Genomic DNA, 21,450 nt, shown 5'->3' on the forward strand with positions numbered 1-21,450 from the left:
CGGCCGTCACCCCGGGCCGGCCTGGGTTCGAGCACGAAGCCGGACCGCGCCAAGTCATCAGTCCCGCGACCCTGGCCACCGCCGTCGGCGTCCTGGAGTCGGTATCCGACGCTCACCTCACGGAGTTCGCTCGGCGGCCCTGCCGGGGCGCGGGGCAGCCGGCTCCGAGGGCTGGCCGGTGCCCAGGATGCGCGCCGTGAAGCCCGCCAGCCGTGCCCGCATCCGCTCCCGCGGCATGTGCTCGTGGCCCGCCAGGTACTCGACGAGGTCGGCGCGGACCGCGGCCAGCAGTGCGTGGGCGGTGAAGCCGCTGTCCTCCAGGCCCGGGACCTGTTCGAGCAGGCCCCGGAGTAGGGCGTGCCACCGCTCGTAGTGCTCTGCCTGGTAGGGGCTGCCGCTGTCCTCCAGGGCCAGAGCGAGGTGGCGGTTGTCGAGTTTGAAGCACAGCAGGGCGTCGAGCAGCGCCGGGATCCGCTGGAGCGGCGCGGCGCCGGGCCCCAGCGGCGGCGGCCCCTCCTCGACGGCCCTGCGCACCGGCTCCTGGCGCGCCTGGAAGAGCGCCCGGATCAGCCCCGTGCGGTCACCGAACGCCCGAAAGAGCGTTCCCTTACCGACGCCGGCCGCCGTCGCGACGTCCGCCATGGTGACGTCCTCGGCGCTCGCGCGGTCGGTGAACAGGGTGTCGGCGGCGGCGAGGACGGCCGCGCGGTTGCGGGCCGCGTCCTTGCGGGATCTGGGTTCGGGCACGCGACTCCTCCGGTTGCAAAACGGACCTCTGGTCCGTATTGTCCAAGTGGACCTCGGGTCCGGATTCTACTGGATGGAGCACCACACCCATGACCACCCACACCCGCCCCGCGGACCTGTTCCGCGAGGGCCTGTGCCGACTGCTGGACAAGGACATCACCGGATGGATCGGCCTGTGGGCCGAGGACGGCGTCATGGAGTTCCCCTTCGCACCACCGGGCCGGCCGAAGCGCCTGGAGGGCAGGACGGCCATCGCCGACTACATGCGTCCCTACCCCGAGCACATCGACCTGCACGACTTCCCCGACCTGACCGTCCACCGGACCACCGATCCCGCCACGATCGTGGTCGAGATGCGCGGCGTGGGCCGCCTGGTGAGGACCGGCGCCCCCTTCGACACGACCTACATCGCCGTCGTCACCGCTCGGGAAGGGCGCTTCACCGCCTACCGCGACTACTGGAGCCCGCTCGCCGTGGCCGAACCCGGAGCCGACTTCGCCGGGGGCACCCGATGACCGACACCCCCGCCACCCTGGTCATCGGCGCCACCGGGACCACCGGCTCGCGCACCGCGGCGCGGCTGACCGCCGCCGGCCACCGCGTCAGGGCCGCGAGCCGCCGCGCCACACCGGTCCCGGACGCCGAACCGGTCCGCTTCGACTGGTACGACCCCTCCACCCACGGCGCCGCGCTGGAGGGCGCCGACCGCCTCTACCTCGTCCCGCCCGTGGGCGAGACCGACCCCGCCGCGGTCATGCTGCCCTTCCTGCGCCGGGCCCGCGCCGCCGGCGTGGACCGCGCGGTCCTGCTCAGCTCCTCGGCCCTGCCCGAGGGCGGCCCGGGCGTGGGCCGGGTGCACAGTGCCCTGCCCGCCCTGTTCGAGTCCTGGGCCGTGCTGCGGCCCTCCTGGTTCATGCAGAACTTCACGGGCGCGCACGCCCACGCCGCCACGATCCGCGAGCACGGCACCCTCTGGACCGCGACCGGTGAGGGCCGGGTCGCCTTCGTGGACGCCGACGACATCGCCGCCGTCGCCGTGCGCGCCCTGACCGACGACCGCGCCCCCGACACCGACCTGGTCCTGACCGGACCGGAGGCGCTGAGCTACGACGACGTCGCCGCGATCATGACCGAGACCACCGGCCGGCCCGTGGTCCACACCCGTGTGAGCCACCAGGCCATGTGCGACCGCCTCGCGCGACAGGTACCGCCGGAGTTCGCGGCGCTGCTGGCCGGCATGGACCTGGCCATCGCCGAGGGCGCGGAGGACCGCACCACCGACACGGTCCGGCGCCTGACCGGCCGCCCGCCGAACGGCTTCCGCGCCGTCGCCGCACGGGAGGCCGGGGCCGGGTGAGATCCGACCCACCACACGCGTGGGGGCCGCCGACCGGGTAGCGGTCGGCGGCCCCCACGGCGGGAGCGGCGCGGCTCAGACCAGCATGGCGAGCTGGCGCGCCTGGGCCACCAGTGTGCCGCTGGAGTCCCAGATCTCCATGTCCTCCTCGTGCAGGCCGCCGGCGACGTGCTTGGTGTAGACGCGGCACGCCAGCCACCCCGGGGCGGGCCTGGCGCGCACGTGCACGGTCAGCTCGACGGTGATGGTGCTGAACTCACCGATCTCCAGGACGGCGGGGATGGCGAAGTCCACCATGGCCGCCAGCGACCCCGTGTCGGCCTGGCGGCCGTCGGCGAAGCGCATCCAGAACTCGTTGTGCGGGCGGCCGTCCTTGTGGCCGTCCAGCCAGCGGGGCCGGTCGGGGAAGCGGTAGTCCACGCGGTGCGCGATGCTCACGCCCTCGGGGCGGTCGAACTCCGGCAGCACGGGGCAGTCCTCGGGCGCGGGCAGCCGCGGCGGGCCCTCCAGGGCCAGGACGCGGGCCGCGGGGTCGGGGGCCAGGTCGCCGTAGGTGGCGGTGGCGCGCACGATCTCCTTGCCGCCCTGCTCCAGGACGCTCTCGCCGGTGGCCGTGCGGCGGCCCTCGCGGATGGTCCGGGTACGGATGTCGGCGGGGCCGGGGGCGGCCGGGCGCAGGAAGAAGGCGGAGGCGACCAGGGGGTCGGGCTGGCTGAGGGTCTGGCCCAGCGCGTTGAGCGCGGTGCCCAGGACGTAGCCGCCGTTGGGGTGGGTGGTGAAGGTGGTCCAGCCGTCGGTGAGGGTGGCTGTGAACGCGCCGTCGTCGCGCTTGTCGACGCGGGTGTCCCGGTCGTACTCGAACTCGGCGGCGGATGGATCAAGGCTCATGCCTTCATGTTACTCGCCAGTAGGTCGGCGTGGCGCACCGAGTCCTCCACTGCTTGACCCTCACGCGGCGTCAGGCCCTAGCGTCGTGCACACGTCACCACCAGTGAGGGAGACCGTTGGGACACACCGTCGGCGAGGTCGCGCGGATGAGCGGGCAGACCGTGCGAACACTGCACCACTACGACCAGATCGGGCTGCTGGTGCCCGCCGGACGCACCGCGTCGGGCTACCGCCGCTACAGCGACGAGGACGTGGAGCGGCTCCGCCAGATCCTCACCTACCGCGAACTCGGCTTCGGACTGGACCGGATCGCCGAGATCCTCGACGACCCCGGCGCCGACACCCGTGCCCACCTGGCCCGCCAGCACGAGCTGGTGACCGAACGCATCGAACGGCTGCGCGCGATCGCACGCGGCCTCGAACACCTGATGGAGGCCGACACCATGGAACTCGACCTGACCGCCGAGGAACGACTCGAACTCTTCGGCGACTTCGACGTGGACGCCCACGCCGAGGAGGCCCGGCGCCGCTGGGGCGGCGGCGAGGAGTACGCCCGGTCCCAGCGACGCGTCGCCTCCTACACCAGGGCCGACTGGGAGCGGCACAACGCCGAGGCCGCCGGGATCTACCGCGCCCTGGCCGGGCTCCTGTCCGAGGGGGCTCCCGCCGACGGCGAAGCCGCCATGGACCTGGCCGAACGGCACCGCGAGCACATCACCCGCTGGTTCTACGACTGCACCACCCCGATCCACCGCGGCCTGGGACGGCTGTACGTGGACGACGAGCGCTTCACCGCCACGATCGACGCCCACGCCCAGGGCCTGAGCGCCTACCTGCGCGAGGCCTTCGCCGCCAACGCCGACCGCCAGGAGGCGCGCGAAGAGCGCTGAGCGGCCACCGCGCCGCACGCGGCCCCACCGGCCCCGGCCACTGCCCGCCGCCCCTGGCGCACCCCGGGCACCTCCTAGTAGTCGCGCCAGGCCGGGGCCGCGTCGGCGGCGTAGGCCGCGAAGTCCCTGGGCGCCCGCCCCGTCACGCGCAGCACGTCCTCGCTGGGCTCGGCGTCGCCCATCGCCCGCAGCGCGGCGAACGCCTCCACGGCGCCGCGCGCCTCCTCCTCCGCCAGGCCCGCGGCGACCTGCTCGCGCACGAACTCCTCGGGATCGCCCTGGAAATCCACCGGGTACCCGGCCGCGCCGCTGATCGCCTCGGCGGCCTCGCCGAAGGTCAGCGCCCGCGGACCCGTGACCTCGTACACGCGCCCCGCGTGCCCGTCCGTGGTCAGGGCCGCGGCCGCCACCGCGGCGATGTCGGCCGCGTCCACGAACGCCTGCCGCACCCCGACCACCGGCAGGGTGATCCGCCCCGCCCGCACGGACTCGCGGAAGAACCCCTCGTCGAAGTTCTGGTCGAACCAGTCGCAGCGCAGCACGGTCCACTCCGCGCCGCTCTCGCGCACCGTGCGCTCGGCCGCCAGCAACCGCTCGTCGCCCATCTCCTCGATCGCCCGGCTCGACAGCAGCACCAGGCGCCGCACGCCCTGGTCCACCGCCAGCCTCACGAACTCCGGGTCCACCGGGACCCCGTCCGGCGCCATCAGGTACACAGCGCCCGCCCCGTCCAGCGCCCCCTGCCAGGTCTCGGGCTCCGACCAGTCGAAGGGCACCCTGCCGCGCCGTGAGGCCGCCCGCACGGGACGGCCCTGCGCGCCCAGGAGTTCGGCCACCCGCCGCCCGGTCGTCCCGGTGGCGCCCAGCACGAGAATCGGTTGTTCACTCATACGACCACCCAAGCATCCGCGGCCGACATTCGCGACGACCCGCGACGGGCCGTGGCCCCTCGACGCGCGTGGCGGCGCCCGATCCGGGGCACGGGAGAGGCAGTGCCGTGGGCGCCCGGTGGGTCCACGCATCCGCCTGAGGGAGAGACCGCCTGTGCGCTGGACCGTCCATTCGGAGAAGTCGCTCTACACCGACCCCTGGATCGACCTGCGGATCGCCGAGGTCGAACTGCCCGGAGGCCGGCGCATCGCCCACCGCCTGCTGCGCCGCCCGCCCGGTGCGGGGGCCGTGGTGTGCGACGACCAGGACCGCGTGCTGCTGCTGTGGCGGCACCGGTTCATCACCGACACCTGGGGCTATGAGATCCCCATGGGCGGGGTCCTGCCGGGGGAGAGCACGATGGCGGCCGCGGCCCGCGAGACCGAGGAGGAGACCGGCTGGCGGCCCGGCCCCCTGCGCCCGCTGCTGTACGCCCAGCCCTCCAACGGCCTCACCGACAGCGAGCACCACGTCTTCGTGGCCGACTCCGCCGAACGCGTGGGCGCCCCCACCGACCACTGGGAGTCCGAGCGGATCACCTGGCTGCCGCTGGCACGGGTACCGGACCTGGTCCGGGAGCGCACGCTGGTCAGCGGCACGTCGATGAACGCCCTGCTGTACCTGTACGCCACCCGCCCGCGGCCCTGAGGAGGCGAGCAGGCCCCGTCGGGGCCGCGGGCGGTCCGGCGGGCTCAGCCGATGAGCATGCCCGCGATCGCGGCGCTCATCAGGTTGGCCAGGGTTCCGGCCAGGATCACCCGCAGGCCCAGTTCGGCGATCTCGCCCCTGCGCCCGGGGACCAGGCTGCCGACCCCGCCCAGCAGGATCGCCAGCGAGCCGAGGTTGGCGAACCCCGTCAGCGCGAAGGTGGTGATCGCCGCGGTCTTGGGACTGAAGTCCTCGATCTGCGGAGCGAAGTCGACGAAGGCCACGAACTCGTTGAGCACGATCTTCTGCCCCACGAAGCCGCCCGAGGCGACCGCCTCGCTCCACGGCACGCCGATCAGCGTCATGACCGGGGCGAACACGTAGCCGATGAGCTGCTGGAAGCTCAGGTCCGGCGCGCCGAACAGTCCGCCGACCGCGCCCAGGATCAGGTTGAGCAGGGCGACCAGCGAGATGAACGCCAGCAGCATGGCGCCGATGGTCGCCGCCAGCTTCAGGCCGTCCGCCGCGCCCCGGGCGGCGGCGTCGATGACGTTGCGCGGCCTGTCCTGCCCGGCCTCCTGCCCCTCTTCGGCAGCCTCCTCGGTGGCCTGCCCGCCGTCCTTCGCCTGGACCGACACACCCCCGGGGACCTCGGCCGGGGCGGGCGCCGCGCCCGCGCCGCCGGCCCGCTCGGAATCAGTCACGCCGACCGCGGTCTCGGCCCGCTCGGTCTCGGGGATGATGATCTTGGCCATCAGCAGCGCCGCCGGGGCGGCCATGAAGCTGGCCGCGATCAGGTAGTCCAGCCGCGCTCCCAGCAGCGAGTAGCCCAGCAGCACCGTCCCGGACACGGTCGAGACGCCGCCGACCATCACGGCGAACAGTTCCGAGCGGGTCATCCTGGCCAGGTAGGGGCGGATGAACAGCGGCGCCTCGGACTGGCCCACGAACACGTTCGCGGCGGCGTTCATCGACTCGGCCCGGCTGGTGCCCAGCACCCACTGCAGGGCGCCGCCGATGACGTTGATGACCCTCTGCATGATGCCCAGGTGGAAGAGCACCGCGACCAGGGAGGCCACGAAGATCACCACGGGCAGCACCTGGAGGGCGAAGACCATGCCCTCGCCCGCCACCAGGTCGCCGAACAGGAAGTCGATCCCGGCGTCGGAGGCGTGGATGACCGCGCCGACCCCCTGTGAGGCCCAGGCGAGCGCGCGCTGCCCCGGCTCCCAGTACAGGACCAGGACACCGATGGCCAGCTGCATGGCCAGCGCGCCCAGGACCGTGCGCGGCTTGATCGCGCGCCAGTCGCTGGAGAACGCGACGGCGATGGCCATCAGGGCGGCCATACCGCCCAGGCCCCAGAGTATGTTCATGGTTCTCTCTCGCTCGTGTGCGCCCGGCCGGTCAGAGGCTGGGACGGCGTAGCAGGGTCTCGGTGAAGTGGGTGCTGAAGTCGCGCGGCCCGGTTCCCAGGGCCACCCGGCCCGTGTGGCGGGTGCGGTCCAGGATGTGCGGCGGGTAGGAGTAGCGCTCGGCCTTGTCCTGGGCCAGGAACACGGTCTGGCCGCGGCCCAGCTCGCTCGCGCACTCCACGACGACCGTGCCGGTGGCGGTGGTGACGAAGGACTCCTCGGCCGCCACGCCGACCGCCAGCGGGTCGTGCAGGGGGCAGGAGCCGTCCCCGTGGTTGGTCTCGTAGGCCCGCAGGTAGGTGCGCATGAAGCGGGCGGTCATCTCCTGGCCCGGGCCCGCGGCGTCGAGCCGGGCCAGGTCCTGGTGCGTGAAGCGCCAGCCGTGGGTGGCGTCCAGGCCGACCATCGTGTACGGGATGCCGCTGGAGACCACGATGTCGGCCGCGTCCGGGTCGGCCCAGACGTTGAACTCGGCCAGCGGGGTGCAGTTGCCCGGCACCCGGGCGGCTCCGCCCATGAAGACCAGGCGGCGCACCCGGCGGGCCAGGCCCGGGTCCTGCAGGAGCGCGGCGGCGACGTTGGTGAGCGGCCCGGTGGCCACGACGGTCAGTTCGCCCTCGTGGCGGTGCGAGAGCCGCAGGAGCGCGGCGGCCGCCGACTCCTCCTGCTCGGGCGCCGTGGAGTCGGGGAGCTCCTCCTCGCCCAGCCCGGTGGGTCCGTGGAAGCCCGAGTCGCTCACGACCCGGCTGACGGTGCGGCCGGCGCCCCGGTGGACCGGGACGTCACCGTCGATGCCGAAGGCCCGCGCCAGGCCGCGGGCGTTGCGGAAGGCCCGGTCCACCGGGGCGTTGCCGCCCACCGCGGTGTAGGCCTTCAGGTCCCACAGCCCGGTGCCGAGCAGGTACTGCAGTGCGACGGCGTCATCCAGGCCGGGATCGCTGTCGAGCACGATCGGTGCGGGTGCCACGGCACACCTCTCTGTCGGTAAACGTTCTCACACACGTTGCTCGGTGATCTGGCTCATGTCAATCCGGGGTCGAGAAAAGCCGAGGCCACAGGCGACTGTCTTGGCGGATGTGACGGTGATAACGTTTACCCACAGCTACTCGTTCACGGTGAGGGGTCCGCACATGCCAGAGGTGACGCTGCGCGATGTGGCGCGGGAGTCGGGCTACTCGATCGCCACCGTCTCCCGGGTCCTGGGCGGCACCCGCACCGTGGGGGCCCAGGCCGACCGCAAGGTCCGGGCGGCCGCCGAGCGCCTGGGCTACCGCCCCAACCAGGTGGCCCGCGCCCTGCGCAGCCGTTCGACCGGGACCATCGGCCTGGTCCTGCCCCAGATCACCAACCCGTTCTTCCCCATGCTCGTGCGCGGTGTGGAGCACGCCCTCCACAGCCGCGGGCGCGGCCTGCTGATCGCCGACTGCGACGACGACCCGGAGCTGGAGGCCTCGCGCATCAGCGCGCTGCTGGACCGGCAGGTGGACGCCCTGCTGGTCATCCCCGTCCACGAGGCCCACAGCCGGGCGGCGGTGGCCGCCGGGGCCCAGCGCACACCCCTGGTCCAGCTCGACCGCCGCTGCGGCACCGACGTCGCCGACTCCGTGGCCGTGGACAACACCGCGGGCATGGCCCTGGTCCTGGACCACCTGGCCGGCACCGGCCGCCGGCGCGTGTGCTTCCTGGGCTCGGCCGGCACCGACTCCGCGGCCGTGGAACGGCGCACCGCCTACCGCAACGGGGTCGCGGCCCTGGACCCCGCGGGCGCCGAACGCGTCGAGCTCGGCGACTTCTCCGTGGAGTGGGGGCGCGCCGCGGCCGAGCGCGTGTGGCCCTCGCGCCCCGACGCCGTGGTCTGCGCCAACGACCTGATCGCGGTGGGCGCGATGCAGCAGCTGCGCCGGATGGGGGCGGACATCCCTGGCGAGGTCGCCGTCACCGGGTTCGACGACGTCGCGATCGCCTCCCTGGCCGAACCCGCCCTGACCACCGTCCGCCAGCCCGTCACCGGGCTCGCCGAGGAGGCGGTGCGGCTGCTCGACCAGCGCCTGAGCGAGCACACGGACCGGCCCCACCACGCGATCCGCCTCGCGCCCGAGCTGGTCGTACGCGCCTCCAGCGCGCCGGGGACCACGCGGGAGTGACGGCGGACGCGGCCGCCGTCGGCCACGGGCCCGGCGCCGTCACCGCCGCGGCACCGGGGGAGCGGCGCCCCGGAGGAGCGGGCGAAGCCGTGGCGTGACCTGTGCCACATGTGAAGACGGCTTGCGCCGAGCCGTCACACCCGCGCGCCGGGCGGGGTTCAAGGCGGTGACAGGGGACCACGACACCGCCTTTGGAGCACTCCCATGTACGACGCCCACGTCATCACCACCGTCCTGGCCGCCGCCTTCGTCGGCTTCTCCGCCGTCTGCGTCTTCGCCCGCGCCCCGTGGGTCACCGGGCCCCTGACCGACTACGGCGTCCCCGAGTCCTGGATGCTCTGGCTGGGCACCGCCAAGGCCGCCGGCGCGGTCGGCCTGCTGGTGGGCCTGTTCGTGCCGGTGATCGGACTGCTCGCCACGATCGGCCTGTGCCTGTACTTCACCGGCGCGGTCATCACCGTGCTCCGCGCCCGCGTGTACGCCCACGTCGCCGCCCCGCTGTTGTACGCGGCCCCGGTGGTCGCCGCCGCGGTGCTGGGCGCGGCGGTCTGAGCCGCGAAAACGGCTCGCTCCACCGCGCGCCGGCCGGTTACCGTACGGGCATGGAAGCCACACCCGACCACCGGCGCGGCGCCGACGTGGCCCACGCCCTGGCCGACGTCGCCGCGCAGGTGGAGCGGGCCTGGTCGCGCACGTGCGCGCGGTGGGCCGTGGCTCCCGGCGGCGACGAGGAGACCGACCTGGCCCGCCTGGTGGCGGCCGAACCCGACCTGTTCGACTGGCGCGTGGTGGACGCCGCCCTGCAGCGGCTGGACTGTCCCGAGTGCGGGCGGGCGCTGGGGTCGGGCGCACGGGGCTGCGACCCCTGCGACGCGGCCGACGGCCACCGCTACGCCGCCCGCGAGCACGACCGGCCCGGCGTCCCGCCCGGCAACGAGCACGCCCTGCGCGTGGCCTGGTCGGTGAGCCGCCACCCGCACCGACACCCGCCGCGGGCCGTGTGCGGGTTCGAGCTGGGGCTGCCCGAGGTGCACGCCGGGCGCCTGCCCACCACCGCGCAGGCCCAGGCCTACCGGGCGATGATCGACCGCCTCACCGACGCCGAGGTCGAACGGGTCACCTCCCTCGCGGAGCTGGCGGCCCTGGCCGGGCGCCGCGCGGGCTGACCCCCGGCGCCCGGCGGGGGTGGCGTGCCCGCGCGGGCACGGCCGGGCACGCCGCCAGGGGACCGGCCCGTGCCGGCGCCCGCCCCTCAGCGCAGCAGGGGCAGGCGCCGGGTGATCTTGTTGACGTCGGCGCGCCGCCCGTACAGGGCCAGCCCCACGTACTCCACCTCCTCGGGCCCGGTCCGGGCCAGCGCGTCCAGATAGGACACGTAGTCGCGGGAGCGGCGGGCCACCTCGTTGAACCCGACCACCGTGACCCCGCGCCCGTCGGCCTCGGCCTTGAGGGTGCGCAGGGCCCGGCCCGAGGCGGCCAGCATCGGCACGGGGTGCGGGTTGAGCCCCGCGTGGACGCCGCCGCCGGCGTCCTTGCCGTCGGCCGCCACCGAGTTCTCCAGGCGCCCGCCCAGGGCCAGGCCCAGCACCGCGCCCGCGTTGGCCGCCAGCGGAGCCTCCAGGTCCTCGCGCAGGACGACGACCACCTTGGTGGACGGACGCGCGGCCTTTTCCTCGTTCATCTGCTGTGTCATGGGTCCTGACACTAGGCATACGCGCGGAACCTGCGGCCTGGGTCCGAACGAAATTCCGACATGAGCGTAGGCTCACCCGTATGGACGAACTTGATTCGGCGATCGTGCGCGAACTCCAAACGGATGCGCGCCAGACCAACCGCGCACTGGCCGGACGGCTGGGCATCGCGCCCTCCACCTGCCTGGAGCGGGTGCGCCTGCTCCAGCGGCGCGGCGTCATCCGCGGCTACCACGCCGACATCGACCCGGCGGCGCTCAACCGTGTGGTCGAGGCGTTCATCTCGGTGCAACTGCGCCCGCCCAGCCGCCAGGTGATCGAGGGCTTCAAGGCCGCGATGTTCGCACTGCCCGAGGTCCTGGCGGTCTACGTGGTGGCCGGCGAACAGGACTTCCTCGTGCACGTGTCCCTGCCCTCACTGGACACGCTGCACAGCTTCCTCATCGACCGGCTCACCCAGCGCCGCGAGGTGATGAGCTTCCGCAGCCAGATCATCTACGACAGCGCCCGCAAGAGCGTGCACGCGCCCCTGGAGTGAGGGCCCCTCACAGCACGACGACCCTGTCCTGGCGGCGGGCGCGCTCGGCGGCGAACACCACCCGGTGCGTGGCGATGCTCTCGGCCAGGCCGGAGCGGATCAGCTCCGGCCGCCCCTGGTGCAGGGCCGCCACGAAAGCGGCCACCAGGCCCGCGTCACCCCCGCCGTGCCCGTCCGGCCCCTCGGGGGCCCGCTCCCAGGTGTCGGTGGTCGTGGTCCGCCCGGTCAGGAAGTCGAAGTGGTGGACGTGGCGGCCGTCGCCGGTGACCTGCCCACGCGTGCCGAACACCGTCGTGCGGCGGTCCTCCATCGGGGTGAAGGCCGTCATCGTGAACGAGGCGGTGGCGCCGCCGTCGAACTCCAGGTTGACGACCTGGTGGTCGGCGACGTCGTTGTGGCCGCCGTACACGCACCGGCCGTAGTCGCCGTGGCGCAAGGCGCGCTCCACGGCCTCGCTGGTGAGCTCTCCGGCCATCACCTGGGTGAAATGCCGGTGCGGGCTGTCCTCGCGCAGCCCGTCGCGGTACATGCGCGCCGCCGAGTACGGGCAGGCGGCCTCCACCTGCCGGGGGCAGTGCACGCACCGATCCGCCGCCCCGGCCGGGCGGTGCTCGGGCCGGAAGTGGTGCAGGCCGCCGAAGGATGACACCCTGGCCACGGGCCGCCCGACCAGGTAGGCGAGCCAGTCCACGTCATGGCAGCTCTTGGTGAGCAGGCTGAAACCCGAGGTGCGCTCGTCGTGCCAGTTGCCCCGCACGTAGGAGTGCGCGAAGTGGGCGTGGCCGACCGGCTCCAGGTGCTGGACGCTGACGACCTCCCCGATCGCACCGGACTCCACCAGCGCCCTGAGCGCGCTGGTGTAGGGGGTGTAGCGCAGCACGTGGCACACGGCCGCCGTCACACCGGCCCGCTCCACGGCCCGCCCGATCGCGTCGCAGTCCGCCTCGGTGGTGGCCACGGGCTTCTCCAGCAGCAGGTCGTAACCGGCCCCGGCCAGCGCGGTGGCGGCGCCCAGGTGGTCGTGGTCCAGGGTCGCCACGACGGCGGCGTCGGCCAGACGCGGGCGGGCGGCCAGCTCCGCCCAGCCGGTGAAGGCGTGGTCACCGCTGATCCCGAAGGCGTGCGCCAGGTCCTCGCGCCGCGCCCGGTCCGGCTCGGCGACGGCCACCACCCGGGCCGCCCCGGTGTCGGCGGCCATGCGCGCGTAGGCGCGCCCCCGGGCCCCGGCCCCCACCACGGCGAGCGTGAGCGGGCGCCCCAGCGCCGCCCCCAGGTGGTCGGTGAGGTTGACGTGATCCATCGCGCGTCTCCGATCGGCTCCGGTCCCCGGTTCGGCACGATAGCGCCTCGACGGCGCCACCGTGTGCAACACCACACCGGATGCGAAACGCGTGTGCCACACCGCTGACAACGCCCGTAACATGGGGTTCTCACCGCCGTCGGCCGCTCTGGGTGAGGCGACTGTTTCTTGCGTGTTACGGCTGGACATGTCGCGGACACGCAAGCTTCCTACCTTCGGTTTTGTCACCAACCGTCGAACAGGAAGGCCCGGCCGTGACCCCCGAGACTGGCCAACGCGCCGCCCGCACGGGCAAGAGCTGGATCACCGACTGGGATCCCGAGAACGAGACGTTCTGGCGGGAGAAGGGGCGCCCGGTCGCCCAGCGCAACCTGTGGGCCTCGATCTTCTCCGAGCACATCGGCTTCTCCATCTGGAGCATCTGGTCGGTGCTGGTCCTGTTCATGACCCCCGCCACCGGGTTCGACTGGGCGCCCGAGCAGAAGTTCCTGCTGGTGTCGGTGGTCGCCTTCGTCGGCGCGGTCCTGCGGGTGCCCTACACCCTGGCCGTGCCCTTCTTCGGCGGCCGCAACTGGACGATCATCTCCTCCACGATGCTGCTGGTCCCCACCGGCCTGGCGGTCTTCCTCATCCAGGCACCGCAGACGCCCTACTGGCTCTTCCTGGTCCTGGCGGCCATCGCCGGCATCGGCGGCGGCAACTTCTCCTCCTCCATGGCCAACATCAACTTCTACTTCCCCGAGAAGGAGAAGGGGTGGGCCCTGGGCATGAACGCCGGCGGCGGCAACATCGGCGTGGCCACCGTCCAGCTCGTCGGCCTCGGCGTCATCGCGCTCTTCACCGCACAGGGCGGACACTTCGTCCCGCTGTTCTACGTGCCGTTCATCCTGCTGGCGATCTGGGTCGCGATCCGCCACATGAACAACCTCGCCGGTGCCCGCAGCGACGCCTCCGCCCAGCTCGCCGCCACCAAGGACCGCCACTTCTGGATCATGTCCTTCCTCTACGTCGGCACGTTCGGATCCTTCATCGGCTTCGGGTTCGCCTTCGGCCTGCTGCTGCAGAACCAGTTCGGCCTCGAACCCCTGCAGGCCGCCTCCATCACCTTCCTCGGCCCCACGATCGGCTCGCTCATCCGCCCGATCGGCGGCAAGATGGCCGACCGCTTCGGCGGCGCCCGCGTGACCCTGTGGAACTTCGTCGCCATGGTCGCCGGCACCGGCGTGGTCGTGGCCGCCATCAACGCCGACTCCCTGGCCGTGTTCATCGGCGCCTTCTGCGTCGTGTTCGTCCTGACCGGCATCGGCAACGGCTCCACCTACAAGATGATCCCCTCCATCTACGCCGCCAAGGCCCAGAACGCCATCGCCCAGGGCGCCCCCCGCGAGGAGACCCTGGCCTACAACAAGCGCATCGCCAGCTCCATGCTCGGCCTGATCGGCGCGATGGGCGCCATGGGCGGCGTCGCCATCAACCTCGTCTTCCGCGAGTCCTTCCGCGCCACCGAGTCGGCCGCCCCCGGCTTCCTCGCCTTCCTCGCCTTCTACACGGTGTGCGCGATCATCACCTACGCCGTCTACATGCGCACCCCCGCGGCCACCGCCTCCACCACCACCCCGACCGGCACCACGGAGACCGTCGCACGATGACCCACGGCACGAGCACCCAGACCCACTGCCCCTACTGCGCCCTGCAGTGCGCCATGCACCTGGAACCCGGACCAGACGGACGGCTCGCCGCCCGCCCGGCGGACTTCCCCACCAACCGGGGAGGCCTGTGCCGCAAGGGGTGGACCTCCGCAGAGGTGCTCACCGTGCCCGACCGCCTCACCCGACCGCTGATGCGCAAGGACCGCGGCTCCCCGCTCACCGAGGTGGACTGGGACACCGCCCTTGACCACATCGCCGAACGCCTGCTCGCCCTGAGGGCGGAGTCGGGTCCCGACACGGTGGCGGTGTTCGGCAGCGGCGGCCTGACCAACGAGAAGTCCTACACCCTGGGCAAGTTCGCCCGCCTGGCCCTGGCGACCTCCCAGATCGACTACAACGGCCGGTTCTGCATGTCCTCGGCCGCGGCCGGCTCCACCAAGGCCTTCGGGCTCGACCGCGGGATGCCCTTCCCGCTCACCGACGTCGGCCAGGCCGAGGTGGTCCTGCTGGCCGGCGCCAACCCCGCCGAGACCATGCCGCCCATGATGGGCCACCTCTCCGCACCCACCCTGATCGTCATCGACCCGCGCCGCTCGGCCACCGCCCGCGTCGCCCTGGACAACGGCGGCGTGCACCTGGCGCCCCGCCCCGGCACCGACCTGGCCCTGGCCCTGGGGCTCCTGCACGCCGCCCGCATCCAGGGCTGGGCCGACGACGACTACCTCGACCGCCGCACCACCGGCTTCGACCGGGCCTGGGAGCACGCCGCCGCCTGGTGGCCCGAACGCACCGAACAGGTCACCGGGGTGCCCGCCGCACGCATCCGCGCCGCCGCCGACCTGCTCGGGCGGGCCGCCCGCAACCGATCCGCCTACATCCTCACCGGACGCGGAACCGAACAGCACGCCAAGGGCACCGACACCGTCTCGGCGTGGATCAACCTGGCCCTGGCCCTGGGCCTGCCCGGCCGCCAGGGCTCCGGCTACGGGTGCATCACCGGCCAGGGCAACGGCCAGGGCGGACGCGAGCACGGACAAAAGGCCGACCAGCTGCCCGGCTATCGCAAGATCGCCGACCCCGACGCCCGCGCGCACGTGGCCGACGTGTGGGGAGTGGACCCCGACACCCTGCCCGGGCCCGGCCGCTCGGCCTTCGAACTCCTGGACGCCCTGGGCGAGGGCGGCGGGCCGCGCGCCATGCTGCTGTTCGGCTCCAACCCCCTGGTCTCGGCCCCCGACTCGCAACGGGTGCGATCACGCCTGGCCTCCCTGGACTTCCTGGTCGCCGCCGACTTCGTGCTCTCCGAGACCGCCGCGATGGCCGACGTCGTCCTGCCCGTGGCCCAGTGGGCCGAGGAGTCGGGCACCATGACCAACCTCGAAGGCCGCATCCTGCGCCGCAACCGCGCCACCGCACCCCCCCAGAGCGTACGCACCGACCTGGAGGTGCTCTCCGCGCTGGCCACCCGCCTCGGCCAGCCCTCCGAACGCTTCCCCACCGACCCCGACACCGTCCTGGCCGAACTGGGCCGTGCCTCGGCCGGGGGAGCGGCCGACTACTCCGGCGCCACCCCCGAGCGCCTGGCCGACGGCGAGGCCCTGTACTGGCCCGTGCTGCCCGGGTCCGCCCCCACACCGCGCCTGTTCCTGGACGCCTTCGCCCACCCCGACGGGCTGGCGCGCTTCGTCGCGGTCGCCCACCGGCCCCCCGCCGAGGAGACCGACGCCGAGTACCCGCTGCTGGCCACCACCGGCCGCCTCATGGGCCACTACCAGTCCGGCGCCCAGACCCGCCGCGTGCGCGAACTGAGCGCGGCCGAACCCGAGGTGTACGTGGAGGTCCACCCCGACACCGCCGCCCGCGCCGGACTCGCGGCCGGGGAGTGGGCCACCGTCTCCTCCCGGCGCGGACACACCCGCGCCCGGGTGCGCATCGACCACACCGCCCGCCTGGACACGGTGTTCCTGCCCTTCCACTTCGGCGGCGAACACAGCGCCAACAACCTCACCAACCCCGCCCTGGACCCCACCAGCCGCATGCCCGAGTTCAAGGTCAGCGCCGTGCGGCTCGAACCCGCACCCGCCCCTTGAGGACCGCACCCGCCCACCCCGTCCCACCAGACCCGGCCGACGCCGCCCGGGACGCCCACACCCACCCACCTGGAGGCAGTAGTTGAGCACCGTGCAGGGCGCGTCCCCGCGCCAGATCGTGGTCGTCGGCAACGGGATGGTCGGCGCCCGCTTCGCCGAGGAGACCGCCAGGCTCGACCCCGAGGGGCGGCGCGTCCACGTCACCGTCATCGGTACCGAACCCCACCCCGCCTACAACCGCGTCCTGCTCTCAGGCGTGGTCGCGGGCGACTACACCCCCGAACAGATCCGCCTGCCCGTGCCCGAAACCCCCGGCGTCACCGTCCGCACCGGCCTGACCGCCACCGCCCTGGACACCGCCCAGCGCACCCTCACCCTGGACGACGGCTCCCAGCTGCCCTACGACGAACTCGTCATGGCCACCGGCGCCCGCGCCTCCTTCCCGCCCGTCACCGGCGTCTCGGCCAAGGACGGGCGCCCGGGCGAGGGCGTGACCGCCCTGCGCGATCTGGCCGACTGCGAGCGCCTGCTCTCCCTGGTGCGCCCCGGCGCCCCCGTGGTGGTGCTGGGCGGAGGCGTCCTGGGCCTGGAGGCCGCACGCGGCCTGGCCGGGCGCGGCGCCCGGGTCTCGGTCGTGGAGTCCTCGCCCTGGATCATGCGCCGCCAGATCGACAAGCCCGCCGCGAAGATCCTGGGCCGCCTCTACGAGGACCTGGGCGTGACCGTGCACTCCTGGCGGGTGGCCTCGCGCTGGGTCCCGGGCACCGGCCTGGAACTGGACGACGGACGCGTCCTGCCCGGCGACGTCCTGGTCGTCACCGCCGGGGTGCGCGGCAACACCGAACTCGTCAAGGACGCCGGGATCGAGGTCGAGCACGGCATCCTGGTCGACGACTTCCTGAGCACCTCCGACCCGCGCGTGCACGCCATCGGCGACTGCGCCCAGCACACCGGCGGCGGCGCCGGCCTCGTCCAGCCCGGCTGGGAACAGGCCGCCGTCCTGGCCCGGCGCCTGACCGGCACCGACCCCCAGGCCCGCTACACCGGCTCCAGCCCCCTCACCCGCCTCAAGGCCCAGGGGATCGAACTGACCTCCTTCGGACAGGTGCACGAGGACGACGACGCACCCGGCCTGGAGACCGTCACCGTCAGCGACGCCCACGGAGGCCGCTACGCCAAGCTCGTCGTGCACCAGGACAAGGTGGTGGGCGCCGTCCTGCTCGGCTTCCCCGAGGCCGCCGCCACCGTCTCCCAGCTGCACGACACCGGCGCCCCCGTGCCCGCCGACCGCCTGGCCCTGGTCCAGGGGCTGCCCACGGCCGCCCCCCAGCAGGACGCCCCGGGCACCCCCGAGGCCCTGGTGTGCCGGTGCAACGCGGTCACCCGCACCGACATCGAGCAGGCGTGGCTGGACGGGGCCCGCGACCGCGACGCCATCGCCACGGCCACCCGCGCCACCACCGGGTGCGGCGGATGCGTGCGCGACGTCAACGCGCTGCTCGCGGGCCTGGACTCCAGCGACGCCGCGCCGGTGAGCTGACCCGCGCCCACCGGTGCCCGCCGCACAGCCACGGCGGCGGGCACCCCGACGGCGTCAGTGCGCCATCACCGCGCACACCAGCGCGGCCGCGGACGCCAGCGTCCGCACATGGTTCCAGCGCACCCACACACCCTCGAAGGCCGCCCGCACCTCCGCGGGATCACCGACCCGCTCGGCCGGGCCGGCCTGCTCCAGAGCGTTGTTGCGCGGCACGTTCACCCCGAAGGTGATCACGTACACCGCCACCAGCAGCACCAGCGAGGCCGCCGAGAACACCGCGGCCCCCGCCTCACCCGAACTCGCGTGCAGCACCAGCGAGGCCAGCACCGTCACCGGCGCCCCCACGAACACCACCGCGAACCACGGGTTGAGGATGGCGGCGTTCATACCCTGCATCGCCTCGATCATCGCGCGGTCGCCCACCCGCGCCAGCCCCGGCATCACCGCGATCGAGAACGCGAAGAACAGCCCGGCGAAGAGCCCGGACAGCACCACCGCCGACACCGGCACGAGCGCATGCATCGTCTCCACCATCCGCACACCCCGGGTCCCTCTCGTCCACCGAAGCGGCCACTATGCCCGATCCGCGCCCCCACACGCCACCGCACCTGCGCCGCCGCCCCCACCACCACCCCACAGACCTGGCCTACCGTTCAGTATCAAAGGCGATCCGACACCGATCGTCGGACCAGACCCCCTTTTCCTGCCCCCGGTGTCGCTATAACGTCGTCAGGTGTGCGCCTTCCCCCACTCGTCGGCCGTCAACTCCACCAACGCCGCCTGCGCGCCGCCGCCGCCCCCGGAGCCGTCGTCCTCCTGGCCGGCCCGGCCGGATCGGGCAAGACCCGCCTGGTCCACACCCTGACCGAGGACCCCGACACCACCGTCCTGACCGGACGCTGCCCGCCCCGCACCGACCCCTTCCCCTACGCCGCCCTGGTCGAGGCCCTGCGCCAGGCCCCCGTCCCCGACGGGCTCAGCCCGCTGTGCGGCGCCCTGGCCCCCCTGCTGCCCGAACACACCGCCCACCTGCCCCGCCCCCTGCCCCCCGCACCCACACCCGCCGCCGACCACCACCGCACCTACCGCGCCCTGGCCGAACTCCTGGACGCCCTGGGACCGGCCGTCCTGGTCCTGGAGGACGCCCAGTGGATCGACACCGCCACCCATGACCTGCTGCGCTACCTCACCCCGCGCCTGCCCCCGCACCTGTCCCTGGTCCTGACCTACCGCCCCGAGGAACTGCCCCGCTCGGTGCGCCTGGCCGCCCTGGCCGCACGCACACCCCCCGGCACCCGCCACGACGAGATCACCCTGGGCCCCCTCACCACCGCCGACGTACGCACCCTGGCCGAAGACGTCCTGCACCCGCACCCGGTCACCCCCGCCGACGCCCACCGCCTCAGGGACTGGACCGGCGGCCTGCCCCTGGCCCTGACCCAGACCCTGCACCACCTGGCCGCCACCGCCACCCCCGACACCGAACCCCTCATCCCCGCCCGCCCACCCGTACCCGCACCCCTGCGCGACTGGCTCCTGGACCGCGTACGCACCCTGGGACGCGACGCCCGCCGCCTGGTCCACGCCGCCAGCGTCCTGGAGGGCCCCGCCCACGAGACCCACCTGGCCCGCATCGCCGGCCTGCCGCCCGAACGCGCCGACAAGGCCCTGGCCCAGGCCACCCGCCGCGCCGTACTCACCGCCACCGCCCCCGCCACCCTCACCCCCGCCACACCCCTGCTGCACCAGGTCTGCCACGACCACCTGCGCCAGGACCGGCGCCGCCGCCTGCACCGCGCCGCCCTGGACGTCCTGGGCCGCACCGCCGACCCGCCCCACGCCCTCCTGGCACGCCACGCGCGCGAGAGCGGCGAGAACGACCGCTGGACCGAACACGCCGCACGCGCCGCCGAACACGCCCTGGCCGCGGGCGAGGACGCCACCGCCGTCGCCCTGCTGCGCGACGCCCTGGCCCGCCCCGACCTGCCCGCCCCCCGCCGCCGCGACCTGGCCCTGAACCTGGGCCGCGCCGCCCTGACCGGCCTGAGCGCCGACCACACCATCACCGTGCTGCGCGACGTCCTGACCACCCCCGGCATGAGCGCCGCCGAACGCGGCGAACTACGCATGGAGCTGGGCCTGCTCCTGCTCAACCAGGCCGCCCGCGGACACACCGCACGCGGCGAACTCGTACGCGCCGCCACCGAACTCTCCACCCGCCCCGACCTGGCCGCACGCGCCATGTGCGCCCTGGCCGTGCCCCGCTCCACCCCCGACCCCGTCGACACCCACCTGCGCTGGATGGACCAGGCCGTCACCGCCGCCCGCCGCAGCCGCAACCCGGCCACCCCCCAGGTCGTGGCCGTCAACCAGGCCACCCTGCTCGCCCAGATCGGCGACCCCGCCGCCTGGGACATCGCCCTGCCCGACCCCGGCACCACACGCACCCACCCCGGCCCCGAAGTCCTCGCACGGCGCCGCGAGTTCGCCCGCGGCTCCCTCAACCTCGCCGACGCCGCCCTCATGCTCGGCCACTACGACCGCGCCGACGGCCACCTGGACGACGCCGCCCAGTACTCGCCCCCCGACCAGACCCCCTACGTGCACGCCAGCGCCCGCACCCTGCGCCTGATGCTGGACTGGGCGCGCGGACGGTGGACGGGCCTGGCCGAACGCACCGAACGCGACCTGCGCTCACCCAGCCTGGCCCGCCTGCACGCCGTCACCGCCGAACTCACCCTGGTGCGCGCCGCCCTGGCCCTGGCCCAGGGCGACCCCGCCACCGCCCAGGCCCGCCTGGGCGACCTGCGCGCCGACACCGGCGCCGAGGACGCCCCCGACTACACCGTGCCCGTACGCGCCTTCGCCGCCGGGCTGTCCGCCCGCCTGGCCACCGCCCAGGGCGACCCCGCCGCCGCCTGGCACCACGTCCAGGACCTGGTCCTGCTCATCGCGAGCAAGGGCGTGTGGGTCTGGGCCGCCGACCTGCTGCCCGGCCTGTGCGCCCTGATGGCGTGCGGGCGCCGCGCCGTGGCCCGCGACCTGTGCACCCGCTTCGCCGCCGGACTGCGCGGCACCGACGCCCCCGCCGCCCGCACCGCCCTGCTGCGCCTGGAGGCCGCCCTGGCCCACGACGAGGGCGGCCACGAACGCGCCCTGGCCCTGTACCGCCAGGCCGAGCAGGGCTATGCGCGCATGCCCCGCCCCTACGACGCCGCCCAGGTACGCGAGGACAGCGCCCGCACCCACCTGGCCCTGCCCGGCGGCCGCGGCACCGCCGCGGGCGTGGGGGCCCTGCGCGCCGCACTGGAGCAGTACAGCGCCCTGGGCGCCTCCTGGGACGCCGCCCGCGTGCGGCGCGCACTGCGCTCCCAGGGCGTGCACACCGTCCCCGACACCGGCCGCGGACGCCACGGCGCCCGCCTGTCCCCACGCGAGGGCGAGATCGCCGCCCTGGCCGCCCAGGGCCGCACCAACCGCGAGATCGCCGCCCTGCTGCACCTGTCACCGCGCACCGTGGAGACCCACGTGGCCAACGCGCTGGGCAAACTCGGCCTGCGCTCACGCCGCGAACTGAGCGCCCCCACCGACGCCGCACCTACGTAGCCGCCCCCACAGCACCG

General features: G+C 74.1%; 20 protein-coding genes. 12 read left to right on the top strand and 8 right to left on the bottom strand.

The annotated features are described in order from the left end of the window. Positions 1 to 117: 117 nt before the first annotated feature. Positions 118 to 747, bottom strand: a complete 630-nt coding sequence (locus tag HNR10_RS30525) for a TetR/AcrR family transcriptional regulator (RefSeq protein ID WP_179829408.1) — start codon at positions 745 to 747, stop codon at positions 118 to 120. Positions 748 to 836: 89 nt separating this feature from the next. On the opposite strand from HNR10_RS30525, the gene HNR10_RS30530 reads away from it, so the two are divergent. Together HNR10_RS30530 and HNR10_RS30535 are read left to right on the top strand one after the other, a co-directional pair. Then, positions 837 to 1,262 (top strand): nuclear transport factor 2 family protein, encoded by a 426-nt coding sequence (locus tag HNR10_RS30530; protein WP_179829409.1) that lies wholly within the window; start codon positions 837 to 839, stop codon positions 1,260 to 1,262. Continuing rightward, positions 1,259 to 2,104, top strand: coding sequence for an NmrA family NAD(P)-binding protein (locus tag HNR10_RS30535; protein ID WP_179829410.1), 846 nt, complete (start codon positions 1,259 to 1,261; stop codon positions 2,102 to 2,104). Before HNR10_RS30530 ends, HNR10_RS30535 begins: the two co-directional genes overlap by 4 nt. Before the next feature lie 75 nt (positions 2,105 to 2,179). On the opposite strand, the gene HNR10_RS30540 is transcribed toward HNR10_RS30535, so the two are convergent. Beyond that, entirely contained in the window at positions 2,180 to 2,992 is an 813-nt protein-coding gene (locus HNR10_RS30540) for a thioesterase family protein (RefSeq protein ID WP_179829411.1), read from the bottom strand. Between the two features lie 116 nt (positions 2,993 to 3,108). On the opposite strand from HNR10_RS30540, the gene HNR10_RS30545 reads away from it, so the two are divergent. Then, positions 3,109 to 3,882 (top strand): MerR family transcriptional regulator, encoded by a 774-nt coding sequence (locus HNR10_RS30545; RefSeq protein ID WP_179829412.1) that lies wholly within the window; start codon positions 3,109 to 3,111, stop codon positions 3,880 to 3,882. Positions 3,883 to 3,956: 74 nt separating this feature from the next. Here HNR10_RS30545 and HNR10_RS30550 read toward each other — a convergent pair whose 3' ends face one another. After that, the gene (locus HNR10_RS30550; RefSeq protein WP_179829413.1) at positions 3,957 to 4,772 is read right to left on the bottom strand and encodes an NAD(P)H-binding protein; all 816 of its coding nucleotides are present in this window, start codon (positions 4,770 to 4,772) and stop codon (positions 3,957 to 3,959) included. Between the two features lie 154 nt (positions 4,773 to 4,926). Between HNR10_RS30550 and HNR10_RS30555 the strand changes: the two genes are divergently transcribed. Beyond that, positions 4,927 to 5,460: an NUDIX domain-containing protein gene (locus HNR10_RS30555; RefSeq protein ID WP_179829414.1), complete on the top strand. Its 534-nt coding sequence runs from the start codon at positions 4,927 to 4,929 to the stop codon at positions 5,458 to 5,460. A 44-nt stretch (positions 5,461 to 5,504) separates the two neighbouring features. On the opposite strand, the gene HNR10_RS30560 is transcribed toward HNR10_RS30555, so the two are convergent. Next, positions 5,505 to 6,836: a NupC/NupG family nucleoside CNT transporter gene (locus HNR10_RS30560; RefSeq protein WP_179829415.1), complete on the bottom strand. Its 1,332-nt coding sequence runs from the start codon at positions 6,834 to 6,836 to the stop codon at positions 5,505 to 5,507. A 31-nt stretch (positions 6,837 to 6,867) separates the two neighbouring features. Continuing rightward, positions 6,868 to 7,842: a nucleoside hydrolase gene (locus HNR10_RS30565; protein ID WP_179829416.1), complete on the bottom strand. Its 975-nt coding sequence runs from the start codon at positions 7,840 to 7,842 to the stop codon at positions 6,868 to 6,870. A 163-nt stretch (positions 7,843 to 8,005) separates the two neighbouring features. On the opposite strand from HNR10_RS30565, the gene HNR10_RS30570 reads away from it, so the two are divergent. From HNR10_RS30570 to HNR10_RS30580, 3 genes are all read left to right on the top strand, one after another. Next, positions 8,006 to 9,019, top strand: a complete 1,014-nt coding sequence (locus HNR10_RS30570; RefSeq protein ID WP_179829417.1) for a LacI family DNA-binding transcriptional regulator — start codon at positions 8,006 to 8,008, stop codon at positions 9,017 to 9,019. Between the two features lie 204 nt (positions 9,020 to 9,223). Next, positions 9,224 to 9,571 carry a DoxX family protein gene (locus HNR10_RS30575; protein WP_179829418.1) on the top strand — a complete coding sequence of 116 codons (348 nt, stop codon included), beginning with the start codon at positions 9,224 to 9,226 and terminating at the stop codon, positions 9,569 to 9,571. A 50-nt stretch (positions 9,572 to 9,621) separates the two neighbouring features. Beyond that, positions 9,622 to 10,185, top strand: coding sequence for a hypothetical protein (locus HNR10_RS30580; protein WP_179829419.1), 564 nt, complete (start codon positions 9,622 to 9,624; stop codon positions 10,183 to 10,185). Between the two features lie 86 nt (positions 10,186 to 10,271). Here HNR10_RS30580 and HNR10_RS30585 read toward each other — a convergent pair whose 3' ends face one another. Further along, on the bottom strand, positions 10,272 to 10,712 hold the full coding sequence (locus tag HNR10_RS30585) for a DUF2000 domain-containing protein (protein ID WP_246406492.1): 441 nt from the start codon (positions 10,710 to 10,712) through the stop codon (positions 10,272 to 10,274). Between the two features lie 80 nt (positions 10,713 to 10,792). On the opposite strand from HNR10_RS30585, the gene HNR10_RS30590 reads away from it, so the two are divergent. Next, positions 10,793 to 11,248 (top strand): Lrp/AsnC family transcriptional regulator, encoded by a 456-nt coding sequence (locus HNR10_RS30590; protein WP_179829420.1) that lies wholly within the window; start codon positions 10,793 to 10,795, stop codon positions 11,246 to 11,248. Positions 11,249 to 11,255: 7 nt separating this feature from the next. Here the strand turns inward: HNR10_RS30590 and HNR10_RS30595 are convergent, their stop codons facing one another. Continuing rightward, the gene (locus HNR10_RS30595) at positions 11,256 to 12,548 is read right to left on the bottom strand and encodes a Gfo/Idh/MocA family protein (protein WP_179829421.1); all 1,293 of its coding nucleotides are present in this window, start codon (positions 12,546 to 12,548) and stop codon (positions 11,256 to 11,258) included. 254 nt (positions 12,549 to 12,802) lie between these two features. Between HNR10_RS30595 and HNR10_RS30600 the strand changes: the two genes are divergently transcribed. From HNR10_RS30600 to HNR10_RS30610, 3 genes are all read left to right on the top strand, one after another. Next, positions 12,803 to 14,197, top strand: a complete 1,395-nt coding sequence (locus tag HNR10_RS30600; protein WP_179829422.1) for an MFS transporter — start codon at positions 12,803 to 12,805, stop codon at positions 14,195 to 14,197. Further along, a complete protein-coding gene (locus tag HNR10_RS30605) occupies positions 14,194 to 16,287 on the top strand; it encodes a molybdopterin oxidoreductase family protein (protein ID WP_179829423.1) in 2,094 nt (697 codons plus the stop codon). Before HNR10_RS30600 ends, HNR10_RS30605 begins: the two co-directional genes overlap by 4 nt. An 82-nt stretch (positions 16,288 to 16,369) precedes the next feature. Then, complete coding sequence (locus HNR10_RS30610; RefSeq protein WP_179829424.1) at positions 16,370 to 17,827, top strand: FAD-dependent oxidoreductase; 1,458 nt, start codon at positions 16,370 to 16,372, stop codon at positions 17,825 to 17,827. Between the two features lie 54 nt (positions 17,828 to 17,881). Here HNR10_RS30610 and HNR10_RS30615 read toward each other — a convergent pair whose 3' ends face one another. Beyond that, a complete protein-coding gene (locus HNR10_RS30615; RefSeq protein WP_179829425.1) occupies positions 17,882 to 18,361 on the bottom strand; it encodes an anthrone oxygenase family protein in 480 nt (159 codons plus the stop codon). A 201-nt stretch (positions 18,362 to 18,562) separates the two neighbouring features. On the opposite strand from HNR10_RS30615, the gene HNR10_RS31885 reads away from it, so the two are divergent. After that, complete coding sequence (locus tag HNR10_RS31885) at positions 18,563 to 21,433, top strand: helix-turn-helix transcriptional regulator (protein ID WP_179829426.1); 2,871 nt, start codon at positions 18,563 to 18,565, stop codon at positions 21,431 to 21,433. Positions 21,434 to 21,450 lie beyond the last annotated feature (17 nt).

It is taken from the genome of Nocardiopsis aegyptia (assembly GCF_013410755.1).
GTDB classification, from domain to species: Bacteria; Actinomycetota; Actinomycetes; order Streptosporangiales; family Streptosporangiaceae; genus Nocardiopsis; species Nocardiopsis aegyptia.